A 19,936-nucleotide genomic window follows, 5' to 3' on the forward strand; every position below is an offset into this window, starting at 1 on the left:
CGGGGCATGCAGATGAAGGTTTCCGTATCGATGAAGGCAGCGTTAAAGAGTTCGGCGATATTTCTGCATCGCGTAGCGCAAGATGTGGTTGACACCCTGATCGGCTTCTCCTTTTATGAAGGGAGGGAGATATTATGATCGCGTGGCGTGATGGGGATGACGCAGCGTCTTGCGGATCACTGTTCAGTGTATTTGCTGCATTGTCGCGTGGTGAAGCCTGGAGCTTCCCTGCCCTGCGCCCGCATCAGCGTGAGCCCTGGCATGCCTTTACCGTGCAGGTGGCCGCACTCGCGCTGATCCGGGCGGGGATCGATGCGCTGCCCGAGAGCGAGGATGCCTGGCGCGATCTGTTGATCGCGTTGACGCCGGACTTTCCCGACGGCGAGGCCTGGACGCTGGTGGTGGAGGACTGGTCCAAGCCGGCACTGCTGCAGCCGCCGGTCGTCGCGGGCGGCAACCGCGCGGATTACAAGAGCCGGCTGGCGACGCCCGATGCGCTCGACATGCTGGTCACCGCCAAGAACCATGACCTGAAGCAATCGCGCATGGCGGGGGCGAGCGAGGAGGAATGGCTGTTCGCACTCGTCACCTTGCAGACGACCGAGGGGTTTCTGGGCGCCGGCAATTACGGCGTGTCGCGGATGAACGGTGGCTTTGCCAGCCGGATGAGCCTGGGCGTGCGGCCGGGCACGGGCGGTGCGGCGGCGGCGTTCCGGCGCGATGTGCAGAGACTGGTGGCGGATGCGCGGGCGCGGCCGGATCGGCGCGGCGGCATTCCGCTGTTGTGGACCGTGCCATGGGACGGCACCGTGTCGCTGGCGTTCGGTGATCTGGACGAACTTTACGTCGAGGTGTGTCGGCGAGTTCGGCTGCACCGTCGCGAAGCTGGCGGCATCGAGGCGCTGGCGGCGGGGTCGAAATGCGCACGGGTCGCGGCGGCCGAGTTGAAGGGCAAGACCGGCGATCCCTGGGCGCCGATGAAGGCGGATGGATCGTCCAGCCATACCCCGACGGGAGCGGGCTTCGGCTATCGCCAGATGGCGCAACTGCTGGATACGGGCAGGATCGCCCTGCCCTTGCTTGCCGCGCCGCATGACGGTGACGATCGCACCGACCTGTCGATCGTCGCGGCCGCGCTGGTGCGTGGTCAGGGCAAGACCGAGGGACTGCATCGCCGCGCGGTGCGAACCAGCCGGATGGAGGATATCGACGCCTGGGAACAGGCGCCGCTCGACCGGATCGGTCATGTCGCGGGCAAGCGTGCCGACGAGGCGGGCGAGGCCGGGCGGCGGCTGCGCCGGGCGCTGATCTCCCTGGTACAGGGTGGGCCCGAACAGGCGCGGCTGGACGACGATGCCGCCAAGAAGAAGACGGAGCGCTGGCTCGACCAGTTCAACCGGATGGTCGACCATGATTTCTTCGACGCGGATTTCTGGTCGGAAGCGGCCAGCGACGACGGCAATCACCGGCTGAAATGGCGCGGGCGCCTGCGCGCGATGGCGGGCGAGGTGTTCGAGATCGCCGCCGCCGCGGCGCCGCGCACCGAGATGCGCCGGGTGCGGGCCAAGGCGCGGGGTCGCGCCGTGCTGGACGGGCAAATGGGCAAGTGGATGAAGGAGGCCGAACATGGCGAGTGACGCAGCCGCTGCACCGGCAGAGGCATCCGCCAAGAAGGAGCCCGACTGGATGCAGTCGATCGCCGGGCAGATCCGCTTCCTGTCGACGGGCGACCGGGCGGGATTGCGGCGGATGGACCTGACCCGCTCGCACGCCGCCGACGGGACGGTGATAAAGCTGCTGACGCGGGCCAAGGTGCCGCAACAGGCGCAAGGCACCGGCTTCGACCGGTGGCGGCTGGTGACCCATGTTGCCGCCATTCTCTCCGGCACCGGCGCGACGCAGGCGCATGCGGAGGGTCGGCGGCTGGGATCCGCGCTGCGCGAGGCGGATTATTCCGAGAACCGGCTGCTGCGCCTGCTGGCGGTGCGCGGCGAGGCGCTGGACGATCAGGTGCGGCGGGTGGCCCGCGTGCTGGCGCAAAAGGGCAAGCATCCGATCAACCTTTGGACGCTCTATCATCTGGTCGGCAGCGATGCCGCCAAGGCGGAGGCCGCGCGCATCCGCATCGCACAGGATTATTATGCCGCCGCCGCGCGGTCCGAGGAGGGGACTTCGAGTGACGCCTGAGACGACCGAAACCGAGATGCTGCCGAAGTTCATCCAGATCCACTTCCTCGCGGCATGGCCAGGCGCGCTGCTCAATCGCGACGATGCGGGGCTGGCCAAGCGCCTGCCGTTCGGGACCGCCACGCGCACCCGCATTTCCTCGCAGTGCCTGAAGCGGCATTGGCGAATGGCGGACGACCGGCATGCGCTGCACGAACTCGCCCGGCGCCATGGGGTGGAGGGCGTGCGCACCAAGCGGGCGATCGAGCGCGAGGTGACGGGGCCGTTGCGCACCCGCTTCGATGACAAGGCGGTGGATGCGGTCGAGCTCGCCTTTCTGACCAAATTCTACGGCAAGAATGCCAAGGACCCGCAGCAGCGCCAGGCGCTGCTGTTCGGCCGGCCCGAACTGGCATGGATGCGCGAACAGGCGGAGCGCATCCTGTCGGAGAACCCCGACGCCGCCGCGGCGAAGAGCGCGGCCGAGGCGTGGATCAAGGAGGAGAAGGCCAATCTGAACCAGTTGCGCGACCAGAATGTGCTGGCCGCTTCGCTGGAGGCGGCGCTGTTCGGGCGGATGGTGACGAGCGACACGCGCGCCAATCGCGACGCGGCGATCCATGTCGCGCATGCGTTTACCGTTCATCCGGAACAGGCGGAGCTGGATTATTTCACCGTGGTGGACGATCTCAGCCGGCGCGACCAGGGCGACGATGCCGGTGCGGCCGGCGTGTTCGACACCGAGCTGACCTCGGGGCTCTATTACGGCTATGTCGTGGTGGATGTGCCGCTGCTAGTGTCGAACCTGACCGGATGTGCGCGCGGCGACTGGGCGGGCGATCACGACCGGGCGCTGGCCGCGCAGGTGGTGGAACATCTGGTGCATCTGGTCGCCGAGGTGTCGCCCGGCGCCAAGAAGGGGTCGACCGCGCCGTACAGCCGGGCCGAACTGGTGCTCGTCGAGGCCGGCGACCGCCAGCCGCGCACGCTGGCCAATGCGTTTCGCGATGCGGTGGCGGTCGACAGCCGCACCTCCAACGGCTCGCTCGGCAATCGTACTGCCACGGCCCTGCTGGCGCATCTGGGTGCACTGGACGACATGTACGAGACCGGCGAGGCACGGCGTCATGCCGCCCTGCCCGATCTCGTGCTGGATGGTGTTGCCGGCGGATCGCTGCGCGAACTGGCGGCCTGGGCCGGCGGGCTCGTCCGTGATGCGGCGATCTGATGCGGCATCTCCTCCTCGATCTCGACGCGCCGTTGATGAGCTTCGGGGGCGATCTGGTCGATGCCTACGGCGTGGTGCGGGATTTCCCGGCCAAGTCGATGCTGGCCGGGCTGCTCGCCAATGCGCTGGGCTGGGAGCGTCATGACGCGGACGTGCATGCCGCACTCCAGGCGCGAATCGTGATGGGGTCGGCGCGTGTCGGCGAGGGGCAGCGCCAGCGCGAGTTCCAGACCGCGCAACTGGGTGCGAACGATCGCGGCTGGACGACGCGCGGCCGGGTGGAGGGGCGTGCGGGCGGCGCGGAGACGTACCGGTCGCCGCATATCCGCTACCGCGACATGGATGCGGATGCGCGGGTGCTGATCGCCTTCCGGCTGAATCCGGCGGAGGTGGCGCCGGACCTGGATACGCTGGCCGCGGCGCTGATGCGGCCCGAGCGGCCGTTGTTCATCGGGCGCAAGCCGTTCGTGCCGTCGCGGCCGCTGTGTTGCGGATCGCCGAGGCGGAGACGATCCCGGCGGCGCTGGTGGCCGGGCTGGCGATGCTGGATGCCCCCCCACCCCGCCGCCATACCCTGCGCGCGCAGTGGCCGGTCGGGGAAGCGCCCGACGCGGCGCTGGTTTCGGGGGCGCAGGAAGAGGAATTGGCCGACGAGCGGCATTGGCCGTCCGGCGTCCATGCCGGCCTGCGCCGGGTGATGCAGGGGCGGCTGCACTGGCCGGAGGCGACGGCGTGACGCTGCACCTCGTTCGCATGCCGCTCGACCTGCATGCGCTCGCCAGCTTTGCCGCGGCGCATGGCATCGACGACGATGATGGCGGCTATGCCCTGCACCGGGCGCTGCGCGACCGCTTCGGTACGGCCGGGCCGCAACCGTTCCGCTTTCTGCCGGATCATCGATCGGGGCCGCATCTGCTGGGCTACACCGCCGACCGCCCGGCGCTGGACGACGCCGGTGCGCTGCCCGTCGCCGACGATCTGCTCGCCCGCGTGTTCGACGGGTCGTGGCAGGCGCAGGCCATGCCGGAGGCGTGGCGCGAGGGTGCGCGCTATGGCTTCGAGGTGCGGGTGCGGCCCGTGGTCCGCTTCGGCAAGAGCATCCGCGCGGCACGCTCCGAACGCGCAGGCGCCTGGCAGCGCAGTGCCGGCGAGATCGACGCGTATGTCGCGGCGGGCGAGCGCGTCGTCGCCGCCGGCGGCGATGCCCGCGAGGTCGACCGCGAGGCGGTGTATCTCGACTGGCTGGCGCGCCGGCTGGAGGGCGTGGCGACGCTCGACATGGCCGGGCTGCGCCAGTTCCGTCGGTCGCGCGCCCGGCGCAGCACGCACCGCCCCGGCGGTGCACGTACCCGCGCGGTGGAGGGGCCGGATGCGGTGATGGCGGGCACGCTGACCGTCGTCGATCGCCATGCCTTTGCGCAGATGCTGGCCCGCGGCATCGGGCGGCATGCGGCGTTCGGCTATGGCATGCTGCTCCTCTCGGCGCCGGGCCGGGCGGGCTAGATGCTGTCCGGCCGCCTGGGTCTGGAGCGGGCGCGCATCCCGCATGCCGACCGCCAGGGGCTGGTATGGCTGGACCGCGGGCGGCTGGAGGTGGAGAATGGCTGCCTGCGCTTCGTAACCGCGGGCGGCGGCGATCTGGTCGCGGGGGATTACCAGATCCCCTATCATGCCATTTCGATCGTGTTGCTGGGACCGGGCTCCAGCGTGTCGCATGATGCGCTGCGGCTGCTGGCGCGGCATGGCTGTGCGCTGGCGGCGATCGGGGACGGGGCGGTACGCTTCTACACCGCGCCGCCGCTGATGCCCGACAGTTCGGCGCTGGCCCGCGCGCAGGTCCGCCGCTGGGCCGATCCGAAGCTGCGCATGGAAACCGCGCGTGCCATGTATGCGATGCGGTTCGGCGAGATCGTGCGGACGCGCGACATCACGGTGCTGCGCGGTCAGGAAGGTGCGCGCATCAAGCGCGCCTATGTTCTCGCCGCCGAGCGTCACGGCATTCCCTGGCACGGTCGCCGCTACGACCGGGAGAACCCGGAAGCGGGCGATCTGGCGAACCAGGCGATCAACCATGCCGGATCGGCGATGACCGCGGCGGCGGCGGTGGCGGTCGCGGCGACCGGGGCGATCCCGCAACTGGGCTTCGTGCACGAGGATTCCGGGCAGAGCTTCGTGCTGGATATCGCCGACCTGTACCGGCACGACGTGCTGCTCGACATCGCGTTCGGCGCGGTGCGGGAGGCGCGCGCCCGCGGGGCCGCACCGATCGAGCGGCTGGTGCGCAAGCGCGCCGCGCTGCTCTTTCGCCAGCGCGCGCTGATCCCCGGCATGATCGACCGGATCAAGACGCTGCTGATGCCAGGCGGCGTGCCGGCCGAGGCTGCACCACCGGGCGCCGGCGACGGCGCGGCGGTGACGCTGGACCGGGAGGCGGGGTGATGCCGCTGACCGTGATCATCACCCGCGACGTGGAGGATCGCTATCGTGGCTTCCTGGGCTCGGCGATGCTCGAACTGGCGCCCGGCGTCTACGCGCAACCGCGGATGAGCGCGGGCGTGCGCGGGCGCATCTGGACCGTGGTGGAGGAATGGCACGGTCGCCTGCGCCGCGGCAGCATCGTGATGTGCTGGGCTGAAGCGAGTGCGGCAGGCGGGCTCGGCCTGGCAACGCTGGGCGAGCCGCCGAAGGACGTCGTGGCGCATGACGGCATCCTGCTGGTACGCCGGGCGCTACCCTCACGCGGAGTGGTTGTAGGGGAGGGCTGAGCGGGGTTTCTTTGACATTGTGAACGATATCAGCGATCTGACCGGCAGAGGCTCCCCCGCACCCGCGGGGATCGACCCCAATTACACTCGCTTACCGCCGACTTTTAGTGGGCTCCCCCGCACCCGCGGGGATCGACCCATGACTGAGACCGACGCCGCCGGGAAACAGCCGGCTCCCCCGCACCCGCGGGGATCGACCCCGCGTTTACGTCGATGTTGGCGATACGGACGTGGCTCCCCCGCACCCGCGGGGATCGACCCGCCGATTGTCCGCACCTTCAGCATGGAAGACGGGCTCCCCCGCACCCGCGGGGATCGACCCCCTGCGCATTGATCGTCACCCGGTCGTCGTTGGGCTCCCCCGCACCCGCGGGGATCGACCTTACCTGCAGGACGCCGGGCACCACTGCGCCATGGCTCCCCCGCACCCGCGGGGATCGACCCAGTCCATCGCGTCGCCCAAGTCGGCGTTCGACGGCTCCCCCGCACCCGCGGGGATCGACCCGCAATCCGCCCCCGGCTGGCGCACGTCACCGCGGCTCCCCCGCACCCGCGGGGATCGACCGCCAATCCTCATAGGGCACGAACGGCATAGGCTGGCTCCCCCGCACCCGCGGGGATCGACCCGCTCCGTTCGAGTTGACCATGTTCTTTCAGTGGGCTCCCCCGCACCCGCGGGGATCGACCCTTGAAGAAGCGCACCGAGTGCTGGCTTCCACGGGCTCCCCCGCACCCGCGGGGATCGACCCACGATATCGGTCAGTTGATGCATGGCGTGCAGGGCTCCCCCGCACCCGCGGGGATCGACCCTGGGCGGGTAGTCCGTCGGGCCAGCGGAAGATGGCTCCCCCGCACCCGCGGGGATCGACCCTATGATGACACCGCGACCGATTTTTGGGAGTTGGCTCCCCCGCACCCGCGGGGATCGACCCACGATGTACCCTCTGTCGACGTCGGTGCGATCGGCTCCCCCGCACCCGCGGGGATCGACCCTCAAGCGCGACAGCACCAAGATGGGCTGCGGGGGCTCCCCCGCACCCGCGGGGATCGACCCAACCCGGGCATCGTGCAGGGCACGGTGGCAGCGGCTCCCCCGCACCCGCGGGGATCGACCCCAATGGCCAGCAATGGGCGGTGCAGTCCTGCGGGCTCCCCCGCACCCGCGGGGATCGACCCGCATCGTTCAAGCTAGCGAGCAACGGGACGTAGGCTCCCCCGCACCCGCGGGGATCGACCCTGCGCATATTCGCGATCATCGTGACGGACGGTGGCTCTCCCGCACCCGCGGGGATCGACCCGCGTCCTAGACTACATGCGTGCCCAGGTATTGGGCTCCCCCGCACCCGCGGGGATCGACCTCGGATTCGGGTAGAACGATTTCGTATTCGGACGGCTCCCCCGCACCCGCGGGGATCGACCTCGGATTCGGGTAGAACGATTTCGTATTCGGACGGCTCCCCCGCACCCGCGGGGATCGACCCTCTGTGGCGAGGATCCCCCAGGCAAGAATTACGGCTCCCCCGCACCCGCGGGGATCGACCCTCGTCTAAGGTGTATCGGCTGTTTGTAGGAACGGCTCCCCCGCACCCGCGGGGATCGACCCCGTTATTCACTAACAGCAAAGCCGCTTGTTGTGGCTCCCCCGCACCCGCGGGGATCGACCCGGTGTCCGCAAGCATCTCGGCATAGCAGTTCGGGCTCCCCCGCACCCGCGGGGATCGACCCCAGATCGTGGCGGGCTCTGATGCGGATGGCCGGGCTCCCCCGCACCCGCGGGGATCGACCGCGGTCAAGGGCGCCATCGAAGCGACCGTTAAAGGCTCCCCCGCACCCGCGGGGATCGACCCTGGCCGATGCTGACGACGTGGTGGCGATCACCGGCTCCCCCGCACCCGCGGGGATCGACCCGAGAAGGGCCAGGTCCAGCTGCTGAAGGTGGGGGCTCCCCCGCACCCGCGGGGATCGACCCGGTGCGGTAGCACCAGCGACGCACCGCCTCGCGGCTCCCCCGCACCCGCGGGGATCGACCCTCACTGCCGTTCGTCAACATCCACTCGTCTGCGGCTCCCCCGCACCCGCGGGGATCGACCCCCTCGGCCGTCCAGAACGCGCCATGCTGCGCCGGCTCCCCCGCACCCGCGGGGATCGACCCAAGATCATCGACGGCGACGGGTTCGACGAGAAGGCTCCCCCGCACCCGCGGGGATCGACCCACGACGCTCACGGCCAGCTTTTCCAACCTGACGGCTCCCCCGCACCCGCGGGGATCGACCCGCGCGTCCACTGAACGAAGTGTCGGGTCTGGCGGCTCCCCCGCACCCGCGGGGATCGACCCGACGCAAGGCCGGCAGCACCTCCGGCCGCTCGGGCTCCCCCGCACCCGCGGGGATCGACCCTGACCGGGGTTCGGCTGAAGCGCGATCCCGATGGCTCCCCCGCACCCGCGGGGATCGACCCACCGTGTTCCCGTCGCTGGAGTTCACGGTGAAGGCTCCCCCGCACCCGCGGGGATCGACCCCAATTTGCGGTTGCAATAAGCGTTGGGGAAGTGGCTCCCCCGCACCCGCGGGGATCGACCCGTGGTCGTGCAGCCGGACAACGCCAAGCCGCGGGCTCCCCCGCACCCGCGGGGATCGACCCCTAATTTTCCGTTAAATTATGGCTCCCCGGAAGGCTCCCCCGCACCCGCGGGGATCGACCCTACAATCCGCGTGGCCCGCTGGCCAACGAGGAGGCTCCCCCGCACCCGCGGGGATCGACCCCGGCGGGAGGTACCCGCGGTGAGGCCCGCCACGGCTCCCCCGCACCCGCGGGGATCGACCCCACCGTCGGCGCCGGCAGAAGTCGACCGTTCGGGCTCCCCCGCACCCGCGGGGATCGACCCTTCCTCAAGGCCGCAGACAAGGGCATCGGTGCGGCTCCCCCGCACCCGCGAGGATCGACCCCGCTCGGCTGAGACGTAGAACGGTCAATCCCCGGCTCCCCCGCACCCGCGGGATCGACCCCTGTTCGTGGACGGGCGCGGTTACGCGGGCCAGGCTCCCCCGCACCCGCGGGGATCGACCCCTGCCGCAGCTGCATGGGTTCGTGAAATTTCCGGCTCCCCCGCACCCGCGGGGATCCACCCTGACGCGGTGCCGCCCAAGTCGCACCGGTCATGGCTCCCCCGCACCCGCGGGGATCGACCCTCGGTGGATGCCTCTCGCCGATCGTCTCGCAGGCTCCCCCGCACCCGCGGGGATCGCCGTATCTGGAAGCGGTTCGGTTGCGCGGCGGTGCAGGCTCCCCCGCACCCGCGGGGATCGCCCCCCGTTCATGGTGGACTTGTCGAACTTGCCCACGGCTCCGCCGCACCCGCGGGGATCGACCCCATACCGAGCTTTCGCGATGGTGCTGTCGATCGGGACGTATCTGAAGTCTGGCGTATCGACGAGACTATGGAAAAGACGTTCCCAAACACCGGCATGTGACCACCATCGAAGCCGAGCAAGGATTCCTGTCCACTCGCCGAAAACCTCCAGCAGGTCACGCCAGCGCCGCGTTGCCGGCGGTCCACAGGACCGCGCCCACGAACACCCGGTTGTCCAAACTACTGCGTCCTCGTGTTCCATCTGGACCCGGGAAATTCCCGCAATCTCGTCCCATTGCCCGTCCGTCAGCGTGCGTCTGCTCAGGGCTCGGTTCCTCCGCCAACTTTGGATGAGAGCTCCCTTTTGGAAGCCCGCAAATGCAGACACCACCTAGAACGATCTCTACACCTGATCGAACGGTCGGTACCAAGCGGCACTTCCAGATAGATTGACGATCCTCCCACCGCTATTACGGCCAGCGTCATCTCTTCGCGCCGCCACACCGTGATCGTCTTGATCTGTGGCGCCATACCCTTGTACCGCAACCGCTTCACCCAGGAACTTGAGACCATTCATGTCAGCGATCCAGCGCCTCCTTTCGATCATGGTTCGGTTGCGTGATCCAGAGGCGGGGTGCGAGTGGGACAAGGTGCAGACGTTTGCGAGCATCGCGCCGTACACCATCGAGGAGGCGCATGAGGTGGCCGATGCGATTGTGCGCGGGGATATGGACGAGTTGAGGGACGAGCTTGGCGACCTGTTGCTGCAGGTGGTGTTCCATGCCCAAATCGCCAAGGATATCGGGGCCTTCGACTTTGACGACGTGGTCGCCGCGATCAGCGACAAGATGGAACGGCGCCACCCGCACATCTTCGGCGATGTCGCAGAGGGTGGCCATCACCTGTGGGAACAGATCAAGGCCGAGGAACGCAAGGCCAAGGCGGCGCAGGGCACGCTGGATGGCGTCGCGCTGGGCCTCCCCGCCCTGATGCGCGCCGAAAAGCTGCAAAAGCGGGCGGCGCGCGTCGGCTTCGACTGGCCCGATGCGGAGGGTCCGCGCGCGAAGATCGATGAGGAGTTGCAGGAGATCGCCGACGCCTCCCCCGACACGCTGGAGGAAGAAGTCGGCGACCTGCTGTTCGCGGTGACGAATTGGGCACGCCACCTGAACGTCGATGCCGAAGCGGCGCTGCGCAGCGCCAACGCCAAGTTCGAACGACGCTTCCGCGCGATGGAGAGCGAAGCCGGGGAGAGCTTTGCCGCGCTGGATCTGGAGGGCAAGGAAGCGCTGTGGCAGGCGGTCAAGCGTCGCGGCGGGTGAACCGATCATAATCGGCGGGGGACAGGCGCACGTCGTAATCGGCGTGCATCCCCTCGACCCGGTGGTCGAGCACCTCGCCATGCGCATGCAGCCATGCCGCCCCCGCGCCGTCGCCGGCGTCGAGCGTGATCTGATATCGCCGGTGCCCCGCGGTCAGTGCCGCCGCCACCGTCTGGATCAGCGTATCGACGCCCTCGCCCGTCTGCGCCGAAATCGCCACGATGCGGTCCAGCCGCTCCGCCTTGCCCAGCACCTCGGTGCGCGCATCCTCGTCGAGCAGGTCGAGCTTGTTCCATGCCTCGAAGCGCGGCGTTTCGGGATCGACGCCGATCTCGTTCAACACCGCCTCGACATCGTCGCGCTGTGCCTCCGCATCGGGATGGGCGATGTCACGGACATGGATCAGGATGTCGGCCGACACCACCTCTTCCAGCGTCGCCTTGAACGCCGCGACGAGCTGGGTCGGCAGGTCGGACACGAAACCCACGGTGTCGGACAGGATCGCCTTGTCGATGCCCGGTAGCTGGATCTGGCGCAGGGTCGGATCCAGCGTTGCGAACAACAGGTCCTCCGCCATGACGCCGGCGCCGGTCAACCGGTTGAACAGCGTCGACTTTCCGGCATTGGTATAGCCGACCAGCGCGATCACCGGCCACGGCGCACGCTGACGGCGATCACGGTGAAGGCCGCGGGTGCGGCTGACCTGTTCCAACTCCTTGCGAAGCCGGGCCATGCGATCGCGGATCAGGCGCCGGTCGGCCTCGATCTGCGTTTCACCCGGGCCACCGAGAAAGCCGAAGCCGCCGCGCTGACGCTCAAGGTGGGTCCAGCTTCGCACCAGCCGGCCCGCCTGATAATCCAGATGCGCCAGTTCGACCTGCAACCGTCCTTCGGCGGTGGCCGCACGCTCACCGAAGATTTCCAGGATCAGGCCGGTGCGGTCGATTACCTTGGCCTCGAGCGCGGTTTCCAGATTGCGCTGCTGCACGGGCGTCAGGCTGGCGTCGAACACGACGAGCCCGGCCTCCTCCATGCGAACCGCCTGCGCGATCTGCTCGACCTGACCGCTGCCGATCAGCGTTGCGGGCTTTGCGGCGCGGACCCGGAAGGCCATGCGCTCGACCACGTCGAGGCCGATGGCAAGCGCGAGCCCGGCCGTCTCGTCCAGCCGTGCGTCATTGTCGCGCACGGCATCGCCCTGGTCGGGCAGCACCACGATGGTGCGTGCCCCACGGGAAAATTCCCCGCGATCCCGATCAAATCCGGTGCTCAATCCTCGCTTGTTCCCGCTTGTTCTTCGGCGAGGTTCAAGGGCCGCGCCGGTTGGATGGTGGATACGGCATGCTTGTAGACGAGCTGCGCCATGCCTTCGCGCTGGAGCAGCATGCAGAACAGGTCGAACCCTGCGATCTGGCCCTGGAGCATCACGCCGTTGATCAGGAACATCGTCACCTGATCTTCCGACTTCTTTACCGCGTTCAGGAAGATTTCCTGCAACAGCGGCTGTTTCTTCTGGCCATCGCCCATGCCGTCGACGATCGCGGCGACATCCAGCGGACCGGACGGCATGATCGTGGAAATGGCATGCTTGTAGATCAGCTGCGACTGGCCATCACGGCGCAACAGCACCGAAAAATTGTCGAACCATGTCACGATGCCCTGAAGCTTCACGCCCTTGACGAGGAACATGGTCACCGGCGCCTTCGAGCGGCGCAATGCATTCAGAAACAGGTCCTGCAACGACCCTTGCTTGTCGGCCATGTAGGTCAAGCCTTTGTTCTTGGCGGGTCTGTGCCCGCATGAGCGCCGTTCCCCGGCGTCGGGATCGTCACCCGTGGATCGGGTGCCGGTGCCAATCTATGGATCGACACCGGCTTCGTCCAGTGCAGCCGCGGGATTACTCGTCGCGCTGGTCGGTGATCCCCAATAATTTCAACTTCCTGTGGAGGGCGGAGCGCTCCATGCCGATGAAGCTGGCGGTGCGCGAGATATTGCCGGAGAAGCGGCGGATCTGGACGCGCAGATATTCGCGCTCGAAACTCTCCCGCGCCTCGCGCAGCGGCGATCCCATGATCGCGGTCGCCCCGCCCGCGCCCATGTCGCCGCCACCGCCCAGCACCTCGGCCGGCAGCAGATCGAGGTCGATCCGCCCGATCCGGTCGCCCGGCGCCAGAATGATCGTCCGCTCCACCACGTTGCGAAGCTGCCGGACATTGCCGGGCCAGTCATAGGATTGCAGCGCAACCATCGCATCGGATGCGATTTCCGGCGTCGGTACGCGGCGCTCGGCCGCATAATGCGCCATGAAATGGTGGACCAGCGCGGGGATATCCTCTCGCCGCTCCGACAAGGACGGCAGCGTCACCGGCACGACGTTCAGCCGGTAGTAGAGATCCTCGCGGAAACGCCCCTCGGCGATTTCGTGCGTCAGGTCGCGGGCGGTGGCGGATACCACGCGCACATCGACCTTCACCACCCGCGTGCCCCCGACCCGCGTAAAGCTCTGGTCGGTCAGCACGCGCAGGATCCGCGCCTGCGTCGTGATCGGCATGTCGGCGATTTCGTCGAGGAACAGCGTGCCGCCATGCGCCTGTTCCAGAAGGCCGGTGCGGACGAGGTCGCCGCCCTCCTCCACCCCGAACAGCTCGTCCTCGACCCGCTCGGGCGTCATCCGCGCCGCGCTGACGATGACGAAGGGCGCCTGGACGCGGTTCGACCAGCCGTGGAGCAGGCGCGCGGCCACCTCCTTGCCGACCCCGGCGGGGCCCATGATCAGCACCCGGCTTCCGGTGGCAGCCACCCGCTTCAGGGTCGCGCGCACGCCGTTGATCGCGCTGGAGCTGCCGGTCAGATCGGTGTCGCGGCCGGCACTGGCGCGCAGCGAGGCGACCTCGCGACGCAGCCGCTCCGTCTCCGTCGCGCGCGCCACCATCAGCAACAGGCGCTCCGCCTCGAACGGCTTTTCAATGAAATCGACCGCGCCGCGACGGATCGCGGCAACCGCGGTGTCGATATTGCCGTGGCCGGAAATCACGAGCACGGGAATGGAGCTGTCCCGCCGCTTGATCTCGTCAAGCAGTTCCAGTCCGTCGAGCCGCGATCCCTGTAACCAGACGTCGAGCAGGACGAGCGATGGGCGCCGCGCGGCGATCGCCTCAAGAGCGGAATCGCTGTCGGCGGCGCCGCGGGCATCATAGCCCTCGTCCTCCAGCACACCGGCGACCAGTTCGCGAATATCGAGTTCGTCGTCGACGACGAGGATGTCCAAGGCCATGGTTCAGGTCCGGCTGCGGGTGAGAGCGGTCAGCGGACCTTCGCCCGCCGGTTCGAGTTCGGTACCCCCCTGGTCGAGCGCGGCAAGGGCGCCCGCGTCGAAGGTCATGGTGACGATCGTGCCGCCGTCCGGATTGTCCGAAAAGGTCATCGTTCCAGCATGTTCCTCAATGATCTTGTTGACGATGGCGAGGCCGAGCCCGGTGCCGCGTGCACGGGTGGTCATATAGGGCTCGACGATGCGGTCGCGCTCGGCGGGCAGGCCGATGCCGGTGTCGGCGACGATGATCGTGACCGTTCGGCCGGGATCTTCGGCAAGCGTCATGGTCACGCTGTCGCCGGTAGACTCCGGCTTTGCTTCAATGGCTTCCACCGCGTTCTTGACGATGTTGGTCAACGCCTGACCGATCTGGCGACGATCGCAGACCAGCATCGGGGCGGGATCTTCGTGGATCAACTGGAAGCGGATCGCGGGATGGGCGACCTCGTGCAGGAACAATGCCTGGCGCGCGGTATCGAGCAGCGGCTCCTCGCGGAAGACGGGCTTTGGCATGCGCGCGAAGGACGAGAATTCATCCACCATCCGCCGCAGGTCGCCGACCTGCCGGATGATCGTCTCGGTCAGGCGGCCAAAGGTCTGGTCGTCGGGCTCGACCGTTTTGCCATAGCGCCGTTGCAGACGCTCGGCAGCAAGCTGGATCGGGGTCAGCGGGTTCTTGATCTCGTGCGCGATCCGCCGGGCAACGTCGGACCATGCCGCACGCCGCTGATCGAGCAGTTGCTGGGTGATGTCGTCAAAGGTCAGGATCGGGCCGTCATCGGTGCGCGTGATGCGCACCGCCAGCGTGCGCATCTCGCCTTTACGTGAAATCTGGACGATCGACTCGCGGCGGCCCTCGTCCATCGCGGCATCCAGTTCGGGCGCGATCGTCGCCACCGGCCGCCCGATCAGTCCGCCCCCATCGACGCCGAGCAACGCGTCCGCCGAGCTGTTCGCGATCCGGATCGTCCGGTCTCGGCCGGTCGCGACGATGCCGGCGGACACGCCCGCCATCACCGCCTCGATCAGCGCGCGCCGGTTGTCCAGTTGCGCATTGGCGGTGACGAGTTCGGTATTCTGCTGCTCCAGCTGGCTCGTCATCTGGTTGAAGGCGTTGGCCAATGTCCCGACTTCGTCGCGGGTACGCGGATCGGGTACGCGGGCGCTCATGTCGCCCCCTGCGACCCGGCGCGCCGCATCGACTAGTTCGCCGACGGGCCGGACCAGTCGATCGGCCACCGCCAAAGCGATCCAGACGGCGATGCCGACGATCAGCAAGGCGACCGCGAACAGCGCCAGATTGAACTTCAGTTGCAGGGACCGTGCCCGCCCCTGCAGCGCCTGATAATCCTTCACCACGTCTTCGGCGGCGAAATGCTGGTTGCTCAGGAACGCGGCGTTCACATGCGTTCCGACATACAGGAATATGTCGGGGCGATCGACGACCGGGGTCACCACCCACACCCGCTGCTCGTTGATGCCGACTTCCTGGCTGTTCTTGCGCCGGGCCTGCGCGATCATCTCCTCGGTCACCAGCGTGCGGAACGTCTCGTCCGAAGGCTGGTTGAAATAGTCGTAATAGCGAAAGCCGCTCTTGCGATCGTAGGAGAAGAGCACCGCTTCCTCCAGGTCGCGAAACACGGTCTGGCGGCTCAGATAATCGTGGAACCGCTCGCGATCCTGCTCGATCGTCGGCAGCTCGGCGCCGATATCCTTGGCCATTGCTGACGACGCGTTGATCCACCGCGTGATGATCTGCTGCTGCGACTCGCGCACGATCGTCATCGCGTCGCCGAACGCCTTGCGCGCCCGGTCGGACACCCAGAATTCGGCAGAGGACTGAAACATCACCGAGGCCGTGATAACCGTCAGCACGATCGGCACGCTGGCGGTCAGCGAGAAGATCGCGACCAGGCGTACGTGCAGGCGCCCGCCGCCACCCACCGCCGACCGGGCCGCGCGGCGCATCGCCACCCGCCGGCCGATCAGCATCATCAGGGCGATACCCGGTGCCAGGTTGAGCGCCAGCAGGCCGGCAATCACCGGCGGCGAGATCAGCCCGCGCGAGTCGTGGTGCTGCGCCAGAATGCGGTAGGTGACGATGCCGAACACGATCGCGACCAGAACCACCAGCAGTTCGACCACGGGCGTGACCGAGAAGCGGGAGCGCGGTAGCATTTCGTCATCGACAGGCGTCGCAGGCGCGATCATCGTTGCAAGCGTACAACGTCATCCGTGGCACGCAAGACACATAATGCAGGTTTACGTGCCGCTCGCCGTACCATCCGTTCCGCGCACCGGGATGCCGAGCGTATCGAGCCGCTTGCGCAGCGTGTTCCGGTTGATCCCCATCGCCCGTGCCGCGCGCAACTGGTTATGGCCATGCCGTGCCAGCATCGCCTCGATCAGGGGGCGCTCCACCTCGCCGATCACGCGGTCGTACAGCGTACCGTCGTCCAGCGCCTCGGGCCGCTCGCGCGCGATACGATCGATCAGCTGGCGGATGGCGACGGCGAGATCGGGGTCGGCGACGGCGCTGGCCGCGCTGGCCTGCGGACGGCCGATCATCGCGCGAATGGCGTCGGCGTCGATCACCTCGTCGCGGGCGAGCACCGCCAGGCGACGCATGAGGTTTTCCAGTTCGCGTACATTGCCGGGCCAGTCATGCGCGACCAGCAGGTCGACCGCGCTGGCATCGATCCGCCGGCGCGGCAGGCCCTGCGCGGCGGCCAGATCGAGGAAGTGACGCGCAAGCAGCGGCACGTCCTGCCGTCGCTCGCGCAAGGATGGCAGGGCGATGGGCACGACGTTCAGGCGGTAGAACAGGTCTTCGCGAAACTGCCCGGACTGTACCTGTTGCGCCAGCTCCCGATTGGTCGCGGCAAGGATGCGGACATCGGTGCGGATCGTCCGCGCGCCGCCGACCGTGGTGAACTCGCCGGATTGCAGCACGCGCAGCAGCCGGGTCTGCGCCTCCATCGGCATGTCGCCGATCTCGTCCAGGAACAGCGTGCCGCCTGCCGCCTGTTCGAATCGACCGGCATTGCGCTGCGCCGCCCCGGTAAAGGCGCCGCGTTCATGCCCGAACAGCTCCGCCTCGATCAATTCGCGCGGGATTGCCGCCATGTTGATCGCGACAAAGGGCGCGGCGCGACGCGGACCCAGATCGTGGATCGCGCGCGCGACCAGTTCCTTGCCCGTTCCGGACTCGCCCGAAATCAGCACGGTCAGGTCGTTGGAGACGACGCGGGCGATCACCCGGTACACCGTCTGCATCGCCGCGGACCGCCCGATCAGGGGCAGCGCCTGCTCCTCCTCCCCCGGCCCGTCATCGGCAAAGACGCCGCCGCGCGCCAATGCGCCGGCCACCGCCTGCGTCAGCGCGTCCAGGTCGAACGGCTTGGGCAGATATTCGTACGCACCCACTTCGGCGGCACGTACCGCGGTGGTCAGCGTGTTCTGGGCGGACAGCACGATGATCGGCAGCGCAGGGTAGCGTTCGGCCACGGTGCGAATATGGTCGATGCCGTCGCCATCGGGCAGGACGACGTCGGTGACCAGTATGTCGGGAGCGCCACCGGCCAGTGCACGATCCAGTTGCGCCAGCGTGGCGACGCTGGTGACGTCATGGCCACAGCGGCGGAGCGCCTGCCCCACCACGGTGCGGATCGCTGCATCGTCGTCGACGACGAGGACGTGGCTCATGCCCCGGCCCTTGGCAGCAACAGGCGAAGCACGGTCATCTCCGGCGATCCTTCCCGGGCATATTGAACGATACCCCCCATGTCGCGCATCAGCTTGTCGACGAGCGCGAGGCCGAGCCCCTGCCCCTCGCGTCGCCCGGACACGAAGGGATCGAACAGGTGATCGGCGATGTCGGCGGGCGCACCGGGGCCGTTGTCGATCACGCAGATCTCGATCGGCAGCGGCAGGCGCGGACGACCGGGCGCGGCGCTGACGGCCATGCCATGGCGATAGGCGGTGGTCAGCACGATGCGCGGATTGCGCGTGCCGTGAACGGCCTCGCGCGCGTTCTTCAACAGATTGATGACGATCTGGAGCAGCGCATCGCGATTGACGCTGGCCGGCGGCAGCGACGGGTCGTAGCGTTCCTCGACCATCACGCCGCGGGCAAAGCCGGCCAGCGCGACCCGGCGCGCATGGGCGAGCAGCGGATAGATATTCTCGGGCGCGCTCGGCAGCGGTCGGGTGTCGCTGAAATCCTGCATCCGGTCGATCAGCGCCGCGATCCGGTCCACCTCGGTGGTGATCAGCGTGGTCAGTTCGCCCGCACCGATCAGTTGCGCGGCACCGCGTATGCCCGACAGGGGGTTTTTGATCTCATGCGCCAGCATCGCCGCCGCCCCCACCGCCGCGCGAGCCCCGGCGGCGCGGTCCGCCGAATGCCCCAGCCGCCGCGAGGTCGCCGAACTGTGCAGGGTAATCGCCCGCCACCCGGCATGGTCGGGCACCTGCGCCTCGACGAAATCGACGCGGATCTTGTGGCCTCGCGCCGTGGCGATCTCGGTATCGTAGATCGCGAACCCATGGCCATCGCGCGCGCTGCCCTCGCCGGGCGGCGGCAGGATCGCGTCCAGCGGTTGCCCGACCATCAGGCGCTCCGACAGGTTGAGCAATTGTTCGGCCAACGCATTGGCATGCGCGATACGATCATCGGGATCGATCACGATCACCGCCACCGGCAGCGCCGCGAACAACGCGGCAAAGCCGGGGCGGCCGTGTCGCGAAGGGTCAGGCAGCGGCGGCAAGCTCGATCTGGGGCAGGTAGAAATCCGCCAGCATCGCCTTGACGGTGGCGGCGTTCGGCTCCTGGTTCACCTTGTTGCGGAACTCGGCCGATCCATGCAGTCCGCGGGTGTACCAGCCGATATGCTTGCGTGCCATGTTGACGCCCGTCTCGGTGCCATAATGGTCGAGCATCGCGTCGTAATGTTCGGCAACCGCGCGGTATTGCTCATCCAGCGAAGGATCGGGCACCCGCGTTCCGCTGCGGAACCACTCCATCACCTGCCCCAGCAGCCAGGGCCGGCCATAGGCACCGCGACCGATCATCACCCCGTCCGCGCCGGACTGGTCCAGTGCCGCCTGCGCATCCTCGATCGAGCAGATGTCGCCATTGGCCACGACCGGGATCGACACCGCCTCCTTCACCTTGGCGATGAAGCGCCAGTCGGCGGAGCCCTTGTACATCTGGTTGCGGGTGCGGCCATGCACCGTGATCATCTTGCAGCCGATATCCTCGGCGATGCGGGCCAGTTCGGGCGCGTTCAGGCTGTCATGGCACCAGCCCATCCGCATCTTGAGCGTGACCGGAACGTCCACCGCCTTGACGCACGCCTCGACGATCGCGGCGGCCAGCTTCAGGTCGCGCATCAGTGCCGAACCCGCATCGCCGTTCACGACCTTGCGCACCGGGCAGCCCATGTTGATGTCGATGATCGCCGCACCGCGATCCGCGTTCAGCTTCGCCGCCTCGCCCATCTCGTAGGGAGTACAGCCGACAAGCTGCATCGACACCGGCTCCTCCAGCGGATGCCATGCCGCCTTCTGCAGCGACTGCCGCGTTTCGCGAATCGCCGCCTGGCTGGCGATCATTTCAGTCACGTTGAGGCCCGAGCCGTAGCGGCGCACCAGCGTGCGGAACGGCATGTCGGTGACGCCGGTCATCGGCGCCAGAACGACGGGGCTGTCGATCGTCACCGGACCGACCTGGATGGGGTTGAGCGTGCGCATGGGATGTGCCTGAAAAACGGGCAGCGCCTACTCCAATTC

General features: G+C 68.2%; 15 protein-coding genes, 1 pseudogene and 1 CRISPR repeat array. Of the genes and pseudogenes, 8 read left to right on the top strand and 8 right to left on the bottom strand.

Going from position 1 to position 19,936, the window contains the following annotated elements; genetic code table 11:
• The first annotated feature begins 278 nt into the window (after positions 1-278).
• From OXR08_RS06930 to cas2e, 7 genes are read left to right on the top strand one after another with little or no spacing between them, the layout of a single operon-like run.
• The gene (locus OXR08_RS06930; RefSeq protein ID WP_267348935.1) at positions 279-1,637 is read left to right on the top strand and encodes a hypothetical protein; all 1,359 of its coding nucleotides are present in this window, start codon (positions 279-281) and stop codon (positions 1,635-1,637) included.
• Positions 1,627-2,187: a type I-E CRISPR-associated protein Cse2/CasB gene (casB, locus tag OXR08_RS06935; RefSeq protein WP_267348937.1), complete on the top strand. Its 561-nt coding sequence runs from the start codon at positions 1,627-1,629 to the stop codon at positions 2,185-2,187. The genes OXR08_RS06930 and casB overlap by 11 nt, the downstream gene beginning before the upstream one ends.
• Positions 2,177-3,394 carry a type I-E CRISPR-associated protein Cas7/Cse4/CasC gene (gene cas7e, locus OXR08_RS06940; RefSeq protein ID WP_267348939.1) on the top strand — a complete coding sequence of 406 codons (1,218 nt, stop codon included), beginning with the start codon at positions 2,177-2,179 and terminating at the stop codon, positions 3,392-3,394. Before casB ends, cas7e begins: the two co-directional genes overlap by 11 nt.
• Positions 3,394-4,092: a type I-E CRISPR-associated protein Cas5/CasD gene (gene cas5e / locus OXR08_RS06945; protein ID WP_267348941.1), complete on the top strand. Its 699-nt coding sequence runs from the start codon at positions 3,394-3,396 to the stop codon at positions 4,090-4,092. The genes cas7e and cas5e overlap by 1 nt, the downstream gene beginning before the upstream one ends.
• A 34-nt stretch (positions 4,093-4,126) precedes the next feature.
• Complete coding sequence (locus tag OXR08_RS06950; protein WP_267348942.1) at positions 4,127-4,897, top strand: type I-E CRISPR-associated protein Cas6/Cse3/CasE; 771 nt, start codon at positions 4,127-4,129, stop codon at positions 4,895-4,897.
• A complete protein-coding gene (cas1e, locus tag OXR08_RS06955) occupies positions 4,898-5,833 on the top strand; it encodes a type I-E CRISPR-associated endonuclease Cas1e (RefSeq protein WP_267348944.1) in 936 nt (311 codons plus the stop codon).
• Entirely contained in the window at positions 5,833-6,159 is a 327-nt protein-coding gene (cas2e, locus tag OXR08_RS06960) for a type I-E CRISPR-associated endoribonuclease Cas2e (RefSeq protein ID WP_267348946.1), read from the top strand. The genes cas1e and cas2e overlap by 1 nt, the downstream gene beginning before the upstream one ends.
• Before the next feature lie 49 nt (positions 6,160-6,208).
• A CRISPR array of direct repeats spans positions 6,209-9,529; the repeat unit is 29 nt; unit sequence GGCTCCCCCGCACCCGCGGGGATCGACCC.
• A 10-nt stretch (positions 9,530-9,539) separates the two neighbouring features.
• On the opposite strand, the pseudogene OXR08_RS06965 reads toward cas2e, so the two are convergent.
• Positions 9,540-9,833, bottom strand: a pseudogene (locus tag OXR08_RS06965) (transposase); the annotation flags it as partial.
• Between the two features lie 280 nt (positions 9,834-10,113).
• On the opposite strand from OXR08_RS06965, the gene mazG reads away from it, so the two are divergent.
• A complete protein-coding gene (mazG, locus tag OXR08_RS06970) occupies positions 10,114-10,830 on the top strand; it encodes a nucleoside triphosphate pyrophosphohydrolase (RefSeq protein WP_267348948.1) in 717 nt (238 codons plus the stop codon).
• On the opposite strand, the gene hflX is transcribed toward mazG, so the two are convergent.
• The 7 genes from hflX to dusB form a co-directional block, all read right to left on the bottom strand.
• Positions 10,811-12,103 (bottom strand): GTPase HflX, encoded by a 1,293-nt coding sequence (hflX, locus tag OXR08_RS06975; protein WP_112383620.1) that lies wholly within the window; start codon positions 12,101-12,103, stop codon positions 10,811-10,813. The genes mazG and hflX overlap by 20 nt on opposite strands.
• A complete protein-coding gene (gene hfq / locus OXR08_RS06980; protein WP_267348951.1) occupies positions 12,100-12,591 on the bottom strand; it encodes an RNA chaperone Hfq in 492 nt (163 codons plus the stop codon). The genes hflX and hfq overlap by 4 nt, the downstream gene beginning before the upstream one ends.
• Before the next feature lie 136 nt (positions 12,592-12,727).
• Entirely contained in the window at positions 12,728-14,104 is a 1,377-nt protein-coding gene (locus OXR08_RS06985; RefSeq protein WP_112383618.1) for a sigma-54 dependent transcriptional regulator, read from the bottom strand.
• A gap of 3 nt (positions 14,105-14,107) precedes the next feature.
• Positions 14,108-16,321 carry an ATP-binding protein gene (locus OXR08_RS06990; protein ID WP_112383649.1) on the bottom strand — a complete coding sequence of 738 codons (2,214 nt, stop codon included), beginning with the start codon at positions 16,319-16,321 and terminating at the stop codon, positions 14,108-14,110.
• An 84-nt stretch (positions 16,322-16,405) separates the two neighbouring features.
• Positions 16,406-17,848 carry a nitrogen regulation protein NR(I) gene (gene ntrC, locus OXR08_RS06995; RefSeq protein ID WP_149683420.1) on the bottom strand — a complete coding sequence of 481 codons (1,443 nt, stop codon included), beginning with the start codon at positions 17,846-17,848 and terminating at the stop codon, positions 16,406-16,408.
• Positions 17,845-18,912, bottom strand: coding sequence for an ATP-binding protein (locus OXR08_RS07000; protein WP_112383616.1), 1,068 nt, complete (start codon positions 18,910-18,912; stop codon positions 17,845-17,847). Before OXR08_RS07000 ends, ntrC begins: the two co-directional genes overlap by 4 nt.
• Positions 18,896-19,897, bottom strand: a complete 1,002-nt coding sequence (dusB, locus tag OXR08_RS07005; RefSeq protein WP_149683422.1) for a tRNA dihydrouridine synthase DusB — start codon at positions 19,895-19,897, stop codon at positions 18,896-18,898. Before dusB ends, OXR08_RS07000 begins: the two co-directional genes overlap by 17 nt.
• Between the last annotated feature and the right edge of the window lie 39 nt (positions 19,898-19,936).

This window comes from Sphingomonas sp. GM_Shp_2, from assembly GCF_026540875.1.
Classification (GTDB): Bacteria; Pseudomonadota; Alphaproteobacteria; order Sphingomonadales; family Sphingomonadaceae; genus Sphingomonas; species Sphingomonas carotinifaciens.

Bases quoted from the DNA above. Each gene is read 5' to 3' on its own strand.
- cas5e (WP_267348941.1), top strand. From the start codon at position 3,394: ATGCGGCATCTCCTCCTCGATCTCGACGCGCCGTTGATGAGCTTCGGG.
- ntrC (WP_149683420.1), bottom strand. From the start codon at position 17,848: ATGAGCCACGTCCTCGTCGTCGACGACGATGCAGCGATCCGCACCGTG.
- cas2e (WP_267348946.1), top strand. From the start codon at position 5,833: ATGCCGCTGACCGTGATCATCACCCGCGACGTGGAGGATCGCTATCGT.
- dusB (WP_149683422.1), bottom strand. From the start codon at position 19,897: ATGCGCACGCTCAACCCCATCCAGGTCGGTCCGGTGACGATCGACAGC.
- mazG (WP_267348948.1), top strand. From the start codon at position 10,114: ATGGTTCGGTTGCGTGATCCAGAGGCGGGGTGCGAGTGGGACAAGGTG.
- casB (WP_267348937.1), top strand. From the start codon at position 1,627: ATGGCGAGTGACGCAGCCGCTGCACCGGCAGAGGCATCCGCCAAGAAG.
- hfq (WP_267348951.1), bottom strand. From the start codon at position 12,591: ATGGCCGACAAGCAAGGGTCGTTGCAGGACCTGTTTCTGAATGCATTG.
- OXR08_RS06985 (WP_112383618.1), bottom strand. From the start codon at position 14,104: ATGGCCTTGGACATCCTCGTCGTCGACGACGAACTCGATATTCGCGAA.
- OXR08_RS06990 (WP_112383649.1), bottom strand. From the start codon at position 16,321: ATGCTACCGCGCTCCCGCTTCTCGGTCACGCCCGTGGTCGAACTGCTG.
- cas1e (WP_267348944.1), top strand. From the start codon at position 4,898: ATGCTGTCCGGCCGCCTGGGTCTGGAGCGGGCGCGCATCCCGCATGCC.